Genomic DNA, 14,869 nt, shown 5'->3' on the forward strand with positions numbered 1-14,869 from the left:
GTGGACCGTAATTTTCGGGCCTGCGCCGTCACAGCTGGGTAACAGCGACAAGTCCCTCGTCCGGCACCGACACCATCCGGTTGCGCAGTGGCTTGCCGAATGTCTGTGCCTGGATTTCATACTCGTCGCCGGAAGCCGTCTTGACGCCGGAGGCGTAGCTCATCACCGCCGCGCCGAAGAAATAGGCATGCAGGTCGCCCGCCCTGCGGTGCATCGGGTAGCGGAAATGGAAGTGTTCGAGATTGGCGATCGAGTGCGACATGTGCGCTTCGCCCGACAGGAACTCCTGCTCCCAGATGACAGTGCCGTCGCGCAGGATGCGCGAATGGCCGCGCACTTCTTCGGGCAGGTCACCGATCAGCAGCTCGGGTCCGATGGAGCAGGAGCGAAGCTTGGAGTGGGCGAGGTAGAGGTAGTTCTCGCCCTCCGTCACATGGTCGGAATATTCGTTGCCGAGCGCATAGCCGATCCGATAGGGGCGGCCGTCCGGACCGTTGAGATAGAGGCCGACGATCTCGGCCTCTTCGGCGCCGGCGCGCGCGAAGGCCGGCATCGGTAGCGGCGCGCCGGGCGGCACGACACAGGTGCCGACGCCCTTGAAGAACCATTCGGGCTGGATGCCGATCTGCCCGGCGGCAGGCTTGCCGCCTTCCAGGCCCATACGGAAAATCTTCAGCGAATCCGATTCCTCGGTACCTTCGCCATGGGTCAGAACATGCATCTGGTTGCGCGCGGCGGCGCTTCCCGTGTGGGTCAGGCCGGTCCCGGTGACCAGGAAGCGCGCCGGTTCCGGATGGTCGACCGGAGCGAGCACCTGGCCATCGCGTAACAGTTGGTCGTAGTCGATTTTCGCTGTGCCCGTCTGCTTCTCGACCAGCGCTGCGATCGACGTGCCCTGGGCAATTGCCGCTTCGGCCAGCTCCAGCACGCTGCCGGTCTTTTCGAGCGGGTGCAGATGATTGCCGTCATCCGAGACACGGCCAACCCCTCTGCTGCCGTCGGCCATTCTGAACTGAACAAGACGCATGAATACTAACCTTCTTCCCTTGGAGCCGTACGGGTCACACCCAGCCCGCATCGACGATGAACTGCTGGCTCGTGCACATGCGGCTGTCGTCTGCGGCGAGAAACAGCGCCATGCGCGCGATATCGGAGGGTTGCAGCCGGTCGGGCAGGCACTGCCTTTCCGCGATCTGGCGTTCGCCGGCCGAGTTCAGCCACAGCCGCATCTGGCGCTCTGTCATCACCCATCCCGGCACCATGCAGTTGACGCGGATGCGTTCGGGGCCGAGTTCGCGAGCCAGCGCCCGCGTCATGCCGTAAACAGCCGCTTTCGCGGTGACATAGGCTGGGCAATCCGGATCGCCGACCATCCAGGTGATGGAGCCGAAATTGATGATCGAGCCGCCGCCCAGCGCGTTCATCTGTGGACGCACCGCCTGCGCCGCGAAGAACTGATGGCGCAAATTGACCGCCATGCGGTCGTCCCAGTAGGCAACCGTCACGTCCTTGGTCTGGTGGCGGTCGTCATTGCCGGCATTGTTGCACAGCGCCTGGATAGGGCCGTTGTGCTGCATCGCCTGAACGGTTGCCGCCTGCAACTCTTCGACGTTGCGCAGGTCGCAGGGAATGAACAGCGGCGCGGCATGTCCCTCGGCCGAGATCGCGTCGACCAGACGCCGGGAAGGCTCCTCGGCCATGTCGACGAAGGCGACGCGGCTGCCTTGCGCGCAGAAATGGCGCACCAGGCTTTCGCCGATGCCACTGCCGCCGCCGGTTATGAAGACGCTGCGGCCCTTGAGGCTTGGATAGATCGCATAGCCGATTTCATCCGTCATCGCGCGCCTCTCTAGTGCGAATGCCGAGGAATGCCGGCATCGCGCCGACCGACGAGAAAGTCGAAATCGCAGCCCTTGTCGGCCTGCAGCACGCGCTCGACATAAAGGCTCTGATAGCCGCCTTCCGGCGGCGCCGGCGGCTTCCAGTCACGCCGGCGGATTGCGAGCTCTTCGTCCGATACCAAAAGCTCCAGCCGGCGGCCGGCGACATCGAGCTCGATAAGATCGCCGTCGCGCACCAGCGCCAGCGCGCCGCCTGCGGCTGCTTCGGGTGCCACGTGCAGAACCACGGTGCCGTAGGCGGTGCCGCTCATGCGCGCGTCCGAAATGCGCACCATGTCGGAGACGCCTTGCTTCAGCAGTTTCGCCGGCAGCGGCATGTTGCCGACCTCGGCCATTCCGGGATAACCGCGCGGTCCGCAATTCTTTAGTACCATCACCGAGGAGGCGTCGATGTCCAGCTCCGGATCGTCGATGCGGGCGTAGTAGTGCTCGATGTTCTCGAACACCACCGCCTTGCCGCGATGTTGCATCAGCGCGGGCGTTGCCGCGGACGGTTTGATGACTGCCCCGTCAGGCGCCAGATTGCCGCGCAGGATGGAGATGCCGCCTTCCTTGGTCAGCGGCTGGCTCAGCGGCCGGATCACCTCGCTGTTGTAGTTGGGCGCGCCGTCGATCAGTTCACCGATGGTCTTGGCGCTGACGGTCATGGCGTCGCGATGAAGAAGCCCCACTTCATCAAGCGACGCCATGACCGCAGCTAGCCCCCCGGCGTAGTAGAAATCTTCCATCAGGAACCGGCCCGACGGCATCAAATCGACAATAGTTGGAATGTCCCGGCCAAGGCGGTCCCAGTCATCGAGGCTGAGATCGACACCGATCCGGTTGGCGATGGCGATCAGATGCAGCACCGCATTGGTCGAGCCACCGATCGCGCCGTTGACTCGAATGGCGTTCTCGAATGCTTCCCGGGTGAGGATCTGCGCGATTGTCACGTCCCTGCGGACGAGGTCGACGATCTGGCGTCCGGCCATCTGGGCGAGCACGCCACGGCGCGAATCCACCGCGGGGATCGCGGCGTTGTCCGGCATGCCGATGCCGAGCGCCTCGACCATGCTGGCCATGGTCGAGGCCGTGCCCATTGTCATGCAGCTGCCCGCAGATCGGCTTTGGCCCTGCTCGGCGGCGAGAAAGTCGGCGACCGGCATCCGGCCGGCCTTAACTTCCTCGGCGAATTTCCAGACATGGGTGCCCGAGCCGATATCCTGTCCGCGGAACTTGCCGTTGAGCATCGGCCCGCCGGAAACAGCGATGGTCGGCAGGTTGCACGACGCAGCGCCCATCAAGAGTGCCGGCGTGGTCTTGTCGCAGCCGACCAGCAGGATGACGCCGTCGATCGGATTGCCGCGGATGGACTCTTCGACATCCATGCTAACCAGATTGCGAAACAGCATGGCGGTGGGGCGCATGTTGCTCTCGCCGAGCGACATCACAGGGAATTCGAGCGGCAGGCCGCCCGCTTCATAGACGCCGCGTTTGACGTGATCGGCCAGCGCCCGCAGATGGGCATTGCATGGGGTCAGTTCCGACCAGGTGTTGCAGATGCCGATCACCGGGCGGCCATCGAAAGCGTCGGCGGGGATGCCCTGGTTCTTCATCCAACTGCGGTGCATGAAGGCGTTCTTGCCCTCACCGCCGAACCAGGCCTCGGACCGCAGCTTGCGTTTGGTGTCGGTCACGATGTCTGTTCCCGATCCTGGCGGCGCTTGTTGCGGCTTTGGACGCTGCGGCGCACGTCTTCCTCGGCATTGTCGATGAGCACCAGCAGCGCGTTTTGCGCACCAGTGGCGTCGCCGGATGCGATCTTTTCGGCCACTTCCCGATGCAGCGGCAAAGAATGACGCTGCCCGTCCGGATTGTCGTTGGAGAGGCGAAAGCTCATCACCAATGCGGTTTCGACCAGTGCCGCCAGCGAGCCGATCAGCTCATTGCCGGTCATGCGCAGGATGGTCTGATGGAACAAAAGATCGGGCTTGGCGAAGCGGTCGCCGTCGTCAACCACCGCTTCCATTTCGGCCAGCGCGGCATTGATCTCGGCAATCTGCGCCGGCGTGGCGCGTTGCGCGGCAAGTGCGGCCGACATCGGCTCGATGGCTCGGCGCAGCTCGAACAGCGCCCGGACATCGTCGGCGCTGACGCCGCCTGCGTAGCGCCATGACAGGACGTCCGGGTCGAGGAAATTCCAGTCGGCACGGGGACGCACCCTTGTGCCGGTCTTCGGCCGCGATTCGACCAGTCCCTTGCCGGCCAGCACCTTGATCGCCTCGCGCAGCACCGTGCGGCTGACCCCCAGCATCTCGCTGGAATCGTCGGCATTGGGCAGTGCCTCGCCGGGCAGGAAATCGCCTTGCACGATGCGCAATCCGATCTGCTCGACGACAGTCGCATGCAGCGCCGTCGAGCCGCTGGAGACCGCGACCGCAACCCTCGACGTGCGCGCCGTGCTGAAAGATTTCTTGTTCTTCATACTATTCATATGATATGTCTTATCGGCATTGCGACTGGAGTCAAGGGAGGGGGAATGCCGGTGACAAAGAATTCCGCTGCCGTTGCCGAGCGGCATCAAGAGCTGCTCTCGATCAGCGATGGCATTGCGACTGTAGAGATTGCCCCGGCCGCCGGCGGCGCGCTGGCGTCGTATCGCTGGCGGCAAAACGGATCCGTCGTGGATTGGCTGCGTCCTGCGGATCAGGCGGCGATCGACAGCCGCGATGCCGGCGCCATGGCCTGCTTCCCGCTGGTTCCCTATTCCAATCGCATAAGGGGCGGGCGCTTCGCATTCGCGGGCCGCACCGTCGAACTGCCGACCAGCCCGGAAGATCCGCATCATGAGCATGGCCATGGCTGGCGTCGGCCATGGACAGTCGTCCGGCACGAAGCCAGCACCACCCTCCTATCTTATCGCCATGCCGCCGATTCCTGGCCGTGGAGCTATGAGGCAAGGCAAGCGATCTCGCTGGTCGATGGCGGGCTGATCATTGCCCTTTCGCTGCGCAATCTCTCGGACATGCCGATGCCGGCAGGCTTCGGCCTCCATCCCTATTTCCCGTCGACACCGTGGACACATGTCCAGGCGCAGGTATCCGGCATGTGGGAGACCGATGCGGAAATCCTGCCCACCCGGCACGTCCTGCCGCCCGCTGGCTCCAATCCTACCACCGGCTTCGACGTGTCGGAGACGGACTTCGACACGGTCTTCACCGGATGGACGCGCCGTGCCCGGATCTCCTGGCCGGAGCGTGGGCGGCAACTGGACATCGAGGCCGAGGCGCCGCTCGATTTCCTCGTCCTCTACACGCCGCCCGGCGAGCCATTCTTTTGCGCCGAGCCGGTCAGCAACATCACCGACGCCTTCAACCGCACGGGTGAAGCAGGCATCGACACCGGTTGCATCGTGCTGGCGCCTGGGCAGATGCGATCCGCAAGCGTTCGCTTCACGCCTTCGCAGGCGGCCTGATCGCCAATCTGAGCCGCATCAACTGCTTTGCTTTGCTGCTTCGCGGATGGTCTGCAGCAGGATGGAGAAGGCCGGCGAGGGCGCCGTGTCGGTGCGCATGGTCAGACCGACCGGTCCCTTGGTTTCCTCGGTGTTGACCGGCAAGGCGACGAAGGCGCCGCTGCCGAGTTCGTTGGCAACGACGCCAGCCGAAATGATCCAGACGGCATTGCTCTGCCGCAGGAAGGCTCGGCCGAAGGAGTCCGAGACGGTTTCGATCTCGGTTGCCGGCGCCGTCATGCCGTTGGTGATGAACAGGCGGTCGACGAAGGGGCGGATGACCGATTCCCGCGTCGGCATCAGCATCGGGAATTCGTCGAGCCGTGCGAACACATCCTGTCCTGGATCGAGCAGCGGATGTCCCGCCCGCACCACGAACAGCACCGGTTCGGAATAGAGGTGCTCGAAGAAGAAGCCGGTCATGTTCTCCGGCGCCGCCAGCCGTCCGACGACGAGATCCAGTGCGCCGGTTCGCAACTGTTCGAGCAGCACCGCATTCTCGCCGGTGACGATCTTGATCGCCGCACCGGCGCTCTCCTTGAGGAACAAGGTCATGGCGAGCGGCATCACCCGCGCCGAGACCGTCGGCAGCGCGCCGATGCGGATCGGGTGCCGGTTGACCGCTCCGTCCTGCCGGACGGAATCGACGCCTTGCTTGAGCGCCGTGATCGCCGTGCCGGCATGGCGAAGGAAGATTTCGCCGATGCGCGTCAGTCGGATGCCGCGGCCGTCGCGCTCCACCACCGCCACCCCCAGCGCCTCTTCCAGTTCGCGCAATGTCTTGGTCACCGCCGGCGGGCTGACATGCAGCAAGTCGGCCGCTCGCGCCACGCTTCCTTGCCGCGCAACTTCCAGGAATGCCTGCAGGTGACGGAACCGGATGCGGCTATGGGACATGGATTGATAACCCATGAGTTAATGAAACGACGCAAAATATCATTTTACCGAACCAAACGCCTTGTGCAATGTGGAGGCGGAGGACCAAAACCGTGCCATTCGTCACCATCGGCGGCATCACGCTGCACCATCGCCACACCAAGGCGGCCGGCAATGCACGCCCGATCATATTCATCAATTCGCTGGGCACCGACTTCCGGGTCTGGGACGAAATTGTCTCGGCGCTCGATGGTGAAATGCCGCTGCTGGTCTATGACAAGCGCGGCCATGGGCTGTCCGATATCGGCGACATCAGATCGATCGACGATCATGTCGACGATCTCTCGGCGCTCGTCGATCATTTCGGGTTGAGCAAGGTCGTGCTGTGCGGCCTGTCGGTCGGCGGCCTGATCGCACAAGGCTTCTATCGCCGGCGCCCAGAAATGGTCGAAGGCCTGATCCTTTGCGACACGGCCCACAAGATCGGCACGACAGACAGCTGGAACACACGCATCGCGACGGTCGAAAGCAAGGGCATCCAGGCCGTTGCGGATGGCGTGCTCAAAGTGTGGTTCACCCCCGCCTTCCACGCGGCGCGTCTGGCCGAGCTGGACGGTTATTGGAACATGATGACCAGGCAAGCGCTTGCCGGTTACGTCGGGACTTGCATGGCCGTTCGCGATGCGGATTTCACCGATGCCGCACGCCACATAGCGGTGCCGACGCTCTGCGTCGCCGGCGATCAGGATGGCTCGACGCCTCCCGATCTTGTCCGCTCCCTGGCCGAGCTGATCCCCGGCGCGCGCTTCGAAATCATCCGCGACGCCGGGCACATTCCTTGCGTCGAACAGCCAGAGGCGCTGGTCGCCCTGATCCGCGATTTTATCGCATCGCTTGCCCCTGGAGCCGAAACCCATGGATGAAGTCCCCGGCAACGAAGCCAGATATCGCACCGGCCTCGCGGTGCGGCGCTCCGTGCTTGGCGACCGGCATGTCGACCGGGCCGAGGTCGCCGCCACCGATTTCGACCAGCCTTTCCAGGAACTGATCACCGAGGCCGCCTGGGGTACCGTGTGGGCGCGGCCGGGCTTCACCAAGCGCGAGCGTTCGATCGTCACGCTGGCGCTGCTCGCCGCACTCGGCCATGATGAGGAGGTCGCCATGCATGTGCGCGCCACCGTCAACACCGGTGCTTCGCGCGACGACGTCTGCGAGGCGTTCCTGCATGTCGCCATCTATGCCGGCGTGCCGGCCGCCAACCGTGCCTTCAGAATAGCCAAGGACGTGTTTTCGGAAATGGACGGAGCCAGGAATGCCCGCTGAGTCCGGCTCGACGAGGCCCGAGACCGGCGCCTTCTTCCGGCGCGATCGGACCTGGCATCCGCCGGCTCTGACGCCGAATTATAAGACCTCGATGCTGCGCTCGCCGCAAAAAGCCCCCCTCGTCTTCGACAACACGCTGTCGGAGATTGCAGGCCCCGTTTTCGGCCACGCAATATTGGGCGAACTTGACGCCGACCTGATCCACAATTTCGCCAGGCCCGGCGAGAGCGCGCTCGGCGAGCGGATTATCGTCCATGGCCGAGTGCTCGACGAGCGAGGCGTTGGCGTGCCCGGCGCGCTGCTCGAATTCTGGCAGGCCAATGCCGGCGGCCGCTATCGCCACAAGAAGGATGGCTATCTGGCGCCGCTCGACCCGAATTTTGGCGGCTGCGGCCGAGCCCTCACCACCGAGGACGGCGGCTATGCGTTTCGCACCGTCAAGCCTGGACCCTATCCCTGGCCGAATGGGCCGAACGACTGGCGCCCCTCGCACATTCATTTCTCGGTGTTCGGCCACGGCTTTGCCCAGCGGCTGATCACGCAGATGTATTTCGAGGGCGACCCGCTGATCTGGCAGTGCCCGATCGCGCGCGGCATTCCCGACAAGGCAGCCGTTGAGACGCTGATCGCCGCGCTCGACATGCAAGCGACGATCCCCTTCGACGCGCGCGCCTACAAGTTCGACATCGTGCTGCGCGGGCGCCGCGCGTCGCTGTTCGAAAACAGGCTGGAGGGCAATTGATGGCCCAGTCGCTCGACCGGCTCAGGGAAAGCCCTTCGCAGACCGCCGGACCCTACGTTCATATCGGGCTGACACCCAATTTCTGCGGCATCGGCGGCGTCTATCCCAGTGATCTCGGCGCCACCATGGTCAACGACAAGACCAAGGGCGAGCGCATCGGCCTGCGCATCCGGGTGCTCGATGGCACCGGCACGCCGCTCAAGGACGCGCTGATCGAGATCTGGCAAGCGGATGCGGATGGGCTCTACAATTCGCCGGCCGAACTGCGTGGTGCTGCCGATCCGAATTTCTTCGGCTGGGGCCGTTGCCCGACCGATATGGACACCGGCCTCTGCACGTTCGAGACGGTCAAGCCTGGCCGCGTCCCGTTCAACGATGGTCGCCTGATGGCGCCGCATATCACGCTCTGGATCGTCGCCCGCGGCATCAATCTCGGCCTGCACACAAGGCTGTATTTTTCCGACGAGGAAAAGGCCAATGCCGGGGATGCGATCCTGGCACGCATCGAGCACCGCGTCCGCGTGCCGACGCTAATCGCCGAGCGCAAGGGCGATACCTACATCTTCGATGTCCATCTCCAGGGGGAGAAGGAAACGGTCTTCTTCGATAGCTGATGCTCAGGAGGCCTGTGACATGACTGTATCGCCTTTCGACCATCCGCTGCTCTCCGCTCTTCTCGGCGACGAAGAAGCGGCGAGGCATTTTTCCGTTGAGGCGGAAATCGAGGCCATGCTGGCCTTTGAACAGGCGCTGTCGCAAGCGGAGGCCGATAACGGGATAATCCCCAAGGATGCCGGGGCAGCGATCGTGGCGGCGCTTGGCACCTTCCGGCCGGACACGGCTCTGCTGCGAGCCGGGGTCGCCAAGGACGGCGTCATGGTGCCGGAGCTGGTGCGCCAGATCAGGGCTGCGGTCGGCGAACCGCATGGCCGGAAAGTGCATTTCGGTGCGACCAGCCAGGATGTGATCGACACCGGCCTGATGCTTCGGCTGAAATCCGTCGTCGAGCATCTCGATCTGCTGTTGACCGAAACCGTCATACGCCTCGCTTCGCTCAAAGAGCGTTTTGGCGGCAGGGCGCTGACCGGGATGACGCGCATGCAGAAGGCGCTTCCGATCAAAGTGGCCGATCGCGTCAGGGTGTGGCGGGCGCCGCTGCAACGGCATCAGGAGAGGCTATCCGAGCAGTCCAGGCGTCTGCTGGTGGTGCAATTCGGCGGTGCCGCCGGCACGCTGGAAAAGCTTGATGACAAGGGGCCGGCGGTGCGCGCGGCACTTGCCGCCAGGCTTGGTCTTGGCGACGCACCGCAGTGGCACAGCCAGCGTGACGCGCTCGCCGACTTTGCCGGCCTGATGTCATTGGTATCAGGCAGCCTCGGCAAGTTCGGCCAGGACATCGCGCTGCTGGCGCAAGGTGGAACCGAGATCGAGCTTTCCAATGGCGGCGGCTCGTCGGCCATGCCGCACAAGAAGAACCCGGTGAAGGCCGAAGCGCTGGTGGCGCTTGCCCGCTTCAACGCCACGCAGCTTGCCGGCATGCATCACGCGCTCGTGCATGAGCAGGAGCGGTCGGGTGCTGCCTGGACGCTGGAGTGGCTATTGCTGCCGCAGATGGTCGTCGCAACGGCCGCGTCGCTGCGCCTTGCCGCCGAACTGGCCGCACAGGTCGAAAGTCTCGGCCACTGATGCGCACGCAAATCGTCGTCATCGGGTCCGGGCCGTCCGGGCTGCTGCTTGGGCAACTGCTGGCCGGCATCGGCGTAGAGACGGTCATTCTGGAACGTGCGAGCCGCGAGCACGTGCTTGGCCGCGTGCGGGCAGGGGTGCTCGAACAGGGCACCGTCGAATTGCTGGAACAGGCCGGCGCGGCGGCAAGGCTGCATGCCGAAGGGCTGCCGCACACTGGCATCTCGCTCGCCTTCGACGGACGCTTGCATCGCATCGACCTCGAGGCGCTGACCGGCGGCAGGCATGTCACCGTCTATGGCCAGACCGAGGTGACGCACGATTTGATGGACAAGCGCGACGCGGCAGGGCTGACCACGATCTACGAGGCGGCAAATGTCGCTCTGCACGATTTCGACGGCACCGCGCCTTTCGCCACCTATGACAAGGACGGCGTCACGCATCGCATCGACTGCGACTTCGTTGCCGGCTGCGACGGCTATCATGGCGTCAGCCGCAAATCGGTGCCCGAGCGTGCGCTAAAAATCTTCGAGCGGCGGTATCCGTTCGGCTGGCTCGGCGTGCTGGCCGAGGTGCCGCCAGCCGACCGCGAACTGGTCTACGCCAATCACGAGCGGGGTTTTGCGCTGTGCTCGATGCGCTCGACGCATCGCAGCCGCTACTATGTGCAGTGCCCGCAGGACGATCGCGTGGAGGCGTGGTCGGATGAGCGCTTCTGGGACGAGTTGCGCCGCCGCTTGCCGGAGCAGACGGCGGCAAATGTCGTCACTGGACCGTCCTTCGAGAAATCGATCGCGCCGCTGCGCTCCTTCGTTGCCGAGCCGCTGCGCTTCGGCCGGCTCTTCCTGGTCGGTGATGCCGCCCACATCGTGCCGCCGACCGGCGCCAAGGGCCTCAACCTCGCCGCCAGCGACGTGCGCTATCTCTTTGCCGGCCTGCACGATTTCTATCGCGACAAGTCAACGGCCGGCATCGACGCCTATTCAGGCAAGGCTCTGGCACGGGTCTGGAAAGCGGTGCGTTTCTCCTGGTGGATGACGACGATGCTGCACCGCTTTCCAGACACCGGCGAGTTCGGCCAGCGCATCCAGGAGGCCGAACTCGACTACCTCGTGCAGTCACGTGCCGCATCGACCGCGCTCGCCGAGAACTATGTCGGCCTGCCGTACTGAGGGCCGCGGATCATCCGGCGCCTTGCTGCCTGGCAAAGTCCGACAGCATCGGGCGCTGCCCTTTGAGGATCTTCACCTCGGCCTCGGCCAAGGTGAACCAGCCCGCTCTGTCCACCTCCGGGAACTCCTTCAGGAATCCCGACCTTGGCGGCCATTCCATGGTAAAAATGTTGCTCGTGATGGCGGCGACATCAATGTCGGCGGTCGCCTCGACAGACCAGGCCATGACGATCTTTCCGCCTGGTTGCCTGTAGTCGCCGAGACGCGTGAAGGACCCATCGACCCTGATGCCGAGCTCTTCCTCGGTCTCGCGCTGCGCTGCCGCCAACTCGTCCTCGTTCTCGCCGATGAGGCCCTTCGGTATCGACCACGCACCGTCGTCCTTCTTCGCCCAAAACGGTCCGCCCGGATGAACCAGCAACACCCTGAGATCGCCGTCGCCGCGGCGATAGATCAGCAATCCCGCACTGCGTTTTGCCATTGTGATACGTCCGTTTGCGAAGCCGGCAGCCTGCCGATGGTCCTTGAATCGTTGACGCGAACCTTGCACCTAGGGATTGCGACGCTATGTCAGGTTCGTCTGCATTGCACCTCACCCGCGAGTCCGGCAATCTGATACCATCGCTTATTTGGCGGCTCGAAGGCTAGGTGACGATGCAACTCGGTCTTATTGGCTACTATAGCGACTTCGTCGTGTATCCGCTGGTAATCGCCGTGCTGGCAGTGGCCGGGCTGCTCGAGGCCGGCGAAGAGAGTGCACCAGGCTGGATCGGCACGGTCCTCGCCTGTCTAGGCCTCTGGACGCTGATCGAGTATGTGCTGCACAGGTTCGTTCTTCACCATATTCCCTACATCAAGGACCTGCATGATCGTCACCATGTCGAGGAGCGCAGTTCGGTGGGCACCCCGACCTGGCTCAGCCTCGGGGTGCATGCGCTGATCGCGTTTGTGCCCGTTTGGGTGGTCTCGGACTTCGCAACCGCGAGCGCGGTAAGCTGCGGGCTGATGCTGGGGTACCTCTGGTACATCAGCATCCACCACATGATCCATCACTGGCACCCCGCCCATCCGAGCTATCTCTACACGCTCAAGCGCCGACACGCCGTGCATCATCATGTCGACGAAAACGCCAATTTCGGCGTGACGTCGATATTCTGGGATCGGGTTTTCGGGACGGCGCGGCTCTAGTCCGAGGCCAGACCAACCCCAACCGTTCAACGCCTCTTCCCGCGACCGCCGGGAGACTTGGCTCCGCGGGGGCCGCTCTGAACCGGCGTGTTGTTCTGGTTCTCGTCGGACAGTTTTCGCCAGCGGGCAAGGCGCTCCGGATCGAGCGTCCCGGCCTTTAAGGCAGCCTGCACAGCGCAGCCCGGCTCATGCACATGCGTGCAGTCGCGGAACTTGCAGAGCGGCGCGAGCTCGGTGATTTCGGCAAACAGCGTGTCGATGCCGGAGGCGACGTCGCTGACCTGCAAAGTCCGCATGCCCGGCGTATCGATCACCCAGCCGCCGCCGGCAATGGCGTGCAGCGATCGCGACGTGGTGGTGTGGCGTCCCTTGGAATCGTGCTCGCGAATGCCTCCGGTCTGTTGCGGCGATTGCTGCGCCGATCCGGCCAGCGTGTTGACCAGCGTCGATTTGCCGACGCCGGAGGAGCCGATCAGCGCCACCGTCTGGCCGACACCGCACCAGGCAGCCAGGGCGGTTGCCGCATCCGATGTGCGGGGGTTCAGCATCACGACCGGCAATCCGCGCTGCAACGCGGCAGCCTGCCTTTCATAGGTCTCGGCGTCTTCAGCGGTATCGGCCTTGGTCAGCAGGATCACCGGCGTCGTTCCGGCTTCATTGGCCAGCGCCAGGTAGCGCTCGAGCCTGGCGGGATTGAAGTCGGCATTGCACGAGGTGACGATGAACAGCGTGTCGACATTGGCCGCGGCAAGCTGCGGCACCCTGCCGCCCTGGGTGCGGCGTTCCAACACCGTCTTGCGGGACAGGCGGCGCTGGACAAGGTGTTCATGCCCATCGACCAGCACCCAGTCGCCGACCGCATAGTCACCGGTGTTCGCCTGCGCCGGCAGCGTCAGATCGACCGGCCCTGCCTGCGACAGGCCGGTCAGGCGATCGCGGTGGACGGTGGCGATCCGCGTCGGCACGAGATCGGCGTCGTCGGGCTCGAGCTGATCAGCGAAAAAATCCGTCCAGCCCAGGCTGGCGAGAGATGGCATGGAAGAATCCGTCACGGCTTTGACCACGGCGTCGCAGACATCGGACAGTATCCCTGGCAGGTGGCGAACGGGCGAGGCGATTGCCCAAGCCGTGTATGGGCGGCATGGCGACATTTGGCAAGCAGGCCCGTAGCCGAGAGCGAGCGGCAAGCTTCTGCAGCCTATCCCTTGATAGTCGAACTGACGATCAAGTCGACGAAACAGCGCTGTCCGAAAGCGTTTGGCGGGAAAACGGCGGCGAGCCACGTCAGCTTTAAACGTTAACAAATAATTTGACGCATGCAATTTTTTTGCGCTCTATTGGTAACCGTGAAAATTGACTGAATAAGTTCTGTCGAGCATTGTCGCATCCGGTCAACGGCCGCATGACTGGTGGCGGGGCCGATCATGGCAGGGGATCAGGAATATATCGATGGCGGAGAAGACACACCGCACGATGGACGACTTCGCCCAGGCATGCGGCGTGTCCCGGCCGACGCTGTCCAAATATTTCGACGATCCGGCGAGCGTGAAGCCGGCGACGCGGGCGCGCATCGAAGCCGCCCTGCGCTCCTCGGACTATCAGCCCAACCTTTTCGCCCGCAACCTCAACCGCAAGCGCACCCGCAACATCGGCATCGTCGTGCCGACGATCACCGATCCGTTCTACGCCGAGATGGTCAGCCGCATCGAATTTCGCTGCCGCGACGAAGGCTACTGGCCGATCGTCATCTCCTCGCATGGTTCGCCGAAGCTGGAGGCGGAGTCGGTCAGGACGCTGCTGTCCCTGAAGGTCGCCGGCGCGATCATCGCCCCACTGGGCCTGGCTTCTGACCGCGGCGTCTTCGACAAGCTCGGGCAGGACATTCCGATCGTCTATTTCGACACCTATATCGAGGGCGATACGCCGTTCGTTGGCAACGACAACCGGCAGAGCGTCTCGACCATCGTCGACTATCTCTGCCGTTCGGGTGAGCCGCCGGTCTATCTTGACATCCCACACGTCAACCACAACTCCGGCGAACGCCAGGAAAGCTACATCGTCGCGATGGAGACCGCCGGGTTCAAGCCGGTCGTCATCGAGGCCGCCCGCGATTACACCTGGGACTTCGAACGCATCGGCTACGAGCAGACGGAAAAAATGCTGGAGGCCGGCGCCTTGCCCGGCCGCACAATCCTGTGTGCCAACGATCGTCTCGCCTTTGGCGTGATGGCGGCTGCGTTCTCGCGCGGCCTGAAGGTCGGCCGCAGGCCCGATTGCGATCTGCGCGTTGCCGCGCATGACGATCATCCGCTGAGCCGCTACACCTGCCCGGCGCTGACCACCATGGCGCAGGATTTCGCCGCCATGGCCGGGCGCAGCGTCGAGATCCTGCTGGCCTTGCTGGACGAGGCCGATCCGCCGAAGCAGGGCATGGCGCGCACCGTCAAGCTCGGCGCCACCCTGGTGATGCGTCAGTCAGCCTGAGCGA

Annotated in this window: 16 protein-coding genes; 9 read left to right on the forward strand and 7 right to left on the reverse strand. The window is 64.1% G+C overall.

Annotation, left to right across the window (positions count from 1 at the left end; all coding sequences use genetic code 11):
• Positions 1-28 precede the first annotated feature (28 nt).
• From araD1 to NKI66_RS05655, 4 genes are read right to left on the reverse strand one after another with little or no spacing between them, the layout of a single operon-like run.
• Positions 29-1,027 (reverse strand): AraD1 family protein, encoded by a 999-nt coding sequence (araD1, locus tag NKI66_RS05640; protein WP_352609329.1) that lies wholly within the window; start codon positions 1,025-1,027, stop codon positions 29-31.
• 34 nt (positions 1,028-1,061) lie between these two features.
• Positions 1,062-1,838: an SDR family NAD(P)-dependent oxidoreductase gene (locus NKI66_RS05645; RefSeq protein WP_128302381.1), complete on the reverse strand. Its 777-nt coding sequence runs from the start codon at positions 1,836-1,838 to the stop codon at positions 1,062-1,064.
• An 11-nt stretch (positions 1,839-1,849) separates the two neighbouring features.
• Complete coding sequence (locus NKI66_RS05650; protein WP_128302382.1) at positions 1,850-3,577, reverse strand: IlvD/Edd family dehydratase; 1,728 nt, start codon at positions 3,575-3,577, stop codon at positions 1,850-1,852.
• Complete coding sequence (locus NKI66_RS05655) at positions 3,574-4,374, reverse strand: FadR/GntR family transcriptional regulator (protein ID WP_352751180.1); 801 nt, start codon at positions 4,372-4,374, stop codon at positions 3,574-3,576. Before NKI66_RS05655 ends, NKI66_RS05650 begins: the two co-directional genes overlap by 4 nt.
• Positions 4,375-4,425: 51 nt before the next feature.
• Between NKI66_RS05655 and NKI66_RS05660 the strand changes: the two genes are divergently transcribed.
• Positions 4,426-5,355: an aldose 1-epimerase gene (locus tag NKI66_RS05660; protein ID WP_023808809.1), complete on the forward strand. Its 930-nt coding sequence runs from the start codon at positions 4,426-4,428 to the stop codon at positions 5,353-5,355.
• A gap of 18 nt (positions 5,356-5,373) precedes the next feature.
• Here NKI66_RS05660 and pcaQ read toward each other — a convergent pair whose 3' ends face one another.
• The gene (gene pcaQ / locus NKI66_RS05665) at positions 5,374-6,291 is read right to left on the reverse strand and encodes a pca operon transcription factor PcaQ (RefSeq protein WP_023808808.1); all 918 of its coding nucleotides are present in this window, start codon (positions 6,289-6,291) and stop codon (positions 5,374-5,376) included.
• 92 nt (positions 6,292-6,383) lie between these two features.
• Here pcaQ and pcaD point away from each other — a divergent pair, with 92 nt between their 5' ends.
• From pcaD to pobA, 6 genes are read left to right on the forward strand one after another with little or no spacing between them, the layout of a single operon-like run.
• Positions 6,384-7,193, forward strand: coding sequence for a 3-oxoadipate enol-lactonase (gene pcaD / locus NKI66_RS05670; protein WP_023808807.1), 810 nt, complete (start codon positions 6,384-6,386; stop codon positions 7,191-7,193).
• Positions 7,186-7,593, forward strand: coding sequence for a 4-carboxymuconolactone decarboxylase (pcaC, locus tag NKI66_RS05675; protein ID WP_023808806.1), 408 nt, complete (start codon positions 7,186-7,188; stop codon positions 7,591-7,593). Before pcaD ends, pcaC begins: the two co-directional genes overlap by 8 nt.
• Positions 7,583-8,335 (forward strand): protocatechuate 3,4-dioxygenase subunit beta, encoded by a 753-nt coding sequence (pcaH, locus tag NKI66_RS05680; protein WP_023808805.1) that lies wholly within the window; start codon positions 7,583-7,585, stop codon positions 8,333-8,335. The genes pcaC and pcaH overlap by 11 nt, the downstream gene beginning before the upstream one ends.
• The gene (pcaG, locus tag NKI66_RS05685; protein WP_023808804.1) at positions 8,335-8,949 is read left to right on the forward strand and encodes a protocatechuate 3,4-dioxygenase subunit alpha; all 615 of its coding nucleotides are present in this window, start codon (positions 8,335-8,337) and stop codon (positions 8,947-8,949) included. Before pcaH ends, pcaG begins: the two co-directional genes overlap by 1 nt.
• Before the next feature lie 19 nt (positions 8,950-8,968).
• Entirely contained in the window at positions 8,969-10,021 is a 1,053-nt protein-coding gene (locus NKI66_RS05690; protein WP_023808803.1) for a 3-carboxy-cis,cis-muconate cycloisomerase, read from the forward strand.
• A complete protein-coding gene (pobA, locus tag NKI66_RS05695) occupies positions 10,021-11,193 on the forward strand; it encodes a 4-hydroxybenzoate 3-monooxygenase (protein ID WP_023808802.1) in 1,173 nt (390 codons plus the stop codon). Before NKI66_RS05690 ends, pobA begins: the two co-directional genes overlap by 1 nt.
• A 10-nt stretch (positions 11,194-11,203) precedes the next feature.
• Here pobA and NKI66_RS05700 read toward each other — a convergent pair whose 3' ends face one another.
• Positions 11,204-11,674, reverse strand: a complete 471-nt coding sequence (locus NKI66_RS05700; protein WP_023808801.1) for an NUDIX hydrolase — start codon at positions 11,672-11,674, stop codon at positions 11,204-11,206.
• A gap of 173 nt (positions 11,675-11,847) precedes the next feature.
• Between NKI66_RS05700 and NKI66_RS05705 the strand changes: the two genes are divergently transcribed.
• A complete protein-coding gene (locus NKI66_RS05705) occupies positions 11,848-12,381 on the forward strand; it encodes a sterol desaturase family protein (protein WP_023808800.1) in 534 nt (177 codons plus the stop codon).
• Between the two features lie 26 nt (positions 12,382-12,407).
• Here the strand turns inward: NKI66_RS05705 and rsgA are convergent, their stop codons facing one another.
• A complete protein-coding gene (rsgA, locus tag NKI66_RS05710; RefSeq protein WP_031212275.1) occupies positions 12,408-13,418 on the reverse strand; it encodes a ribosome small subunit-dependent GTPase A in 1,011 nt (336 codons plus the stop codon).
• Positions 13,419-13,830: 412 nt separating this feature from the next.
• Between rsgA and NKI66_RS05715 the strand changes: the two genes are divergently transcribed.
• On the forward strand, positions 13,831-14,865 hold the full coding sequence (locus NKI66_RS05715) for a LacI family DNA-binding transcriptional regulator (protein ID WP_023808798.1): 1,035 nt from the start codon (positions 13,831-13,833) through the stop codon (positions 14,863-14,865).
• The last annotated feature ends 4 nt before the right edge of the window (positions 14,866-14,869 follow it).

The organism is Mesorhizobium sp. M0518, assembly GCF_040321125.1.
In the GTDB taxonomy this organism is placed as follows: Bacteria; Pseudomonadota; Alphaproteobacteria; order Rhizobiales; family Rhizobiaceae; genus Mesorhizobium.

Coding starts and splice junctions, on each gene's coding strand:
- araD1 (WP_352609329.1), bottom strand. CDS start 1,027: ATGCGTCTTGTTCAGTTCAGAATGGCCGACGGCAGCAGAGGGGTTGGC.
- NKI66_RS05645 (WP_128302381.1), bottom strand. CDS start 1,838: ATGACGGATGAAATCGGCTATGCGATCTATCCAAGCCTCAAGGGCCGC.
- NKI66_RS05655 (WP_352751180.1), bottom strand. CDS start 4,374: ATGAATAGTATGAAGAACAAGAAATCTTTCAGCACGGCGCGCACGTCG.
- pcaQ (WP_023808808.1), bottom strand. CDS start 6,291: ATGTCCCATAGCCGCATCCGGTTCCGTCACCTGCAGGCATTCCTGGAA.
- pcaC (WP_023808806.1), top strand. CDS start 7,186: ATGGATGAAGTCCCCGGCAACGAAGCCAGATATCGCACCGGCCTCGCG.
- pcaH (WP_023808805.1), top strand. CDS start 7,583: ATGCCCGCTGAGTCCGGCTCGACGAGGCCCGAGACCGGCGCCTTCTTC.
- pcaG (WP_023808804.1), top strand. CDS start 8,335: ATGGCCCAGTCGCTCGACCGGCTCAGGGAAAGCCCTTCGCAGACCGCC.
- NKI66_RS05690 (WP_023808803.1), top strand. CDS start 8,969: ATGACTGTATCGCCTTTCGACCATCCGCTGCTCTCCGCTCTTCTCGGC.
- pobA (WP_023808802.1), top strand. CDS start 10,021: ATGCGCACGCAAATCGTCGTCATCGGGTCCGGGCCGTCCGGGCTGCTG.
- NKI66_RS05700 (WP_023808801.1), bottom strand. CDS start 11,674: ATGGCAAAACGCAGTGCGGGATTGCTGATCTATCGCCGCGGCGACGGC.
- NKI66_RS05705 (WP_023808800.1), top strand. CDS start 11,848: ATGCAACTCGGTCTTATTGGCTACTATAGCGACTTCGTCGTGTATCCG.
- rsgA (WP_031212275.1), bottom strand. CDS start 13,418: ATGCCATCTCTCGCCAGCCTGGGCTGGACGGATTTTTTCGCTGATCAG.
- NKI66_RS05715 (WP_023808798.1), top strand. CDS start 13,831: ATGGCGGAGAAGACACACCGCACGATGGACGACTTCGCCCAGGCATGC.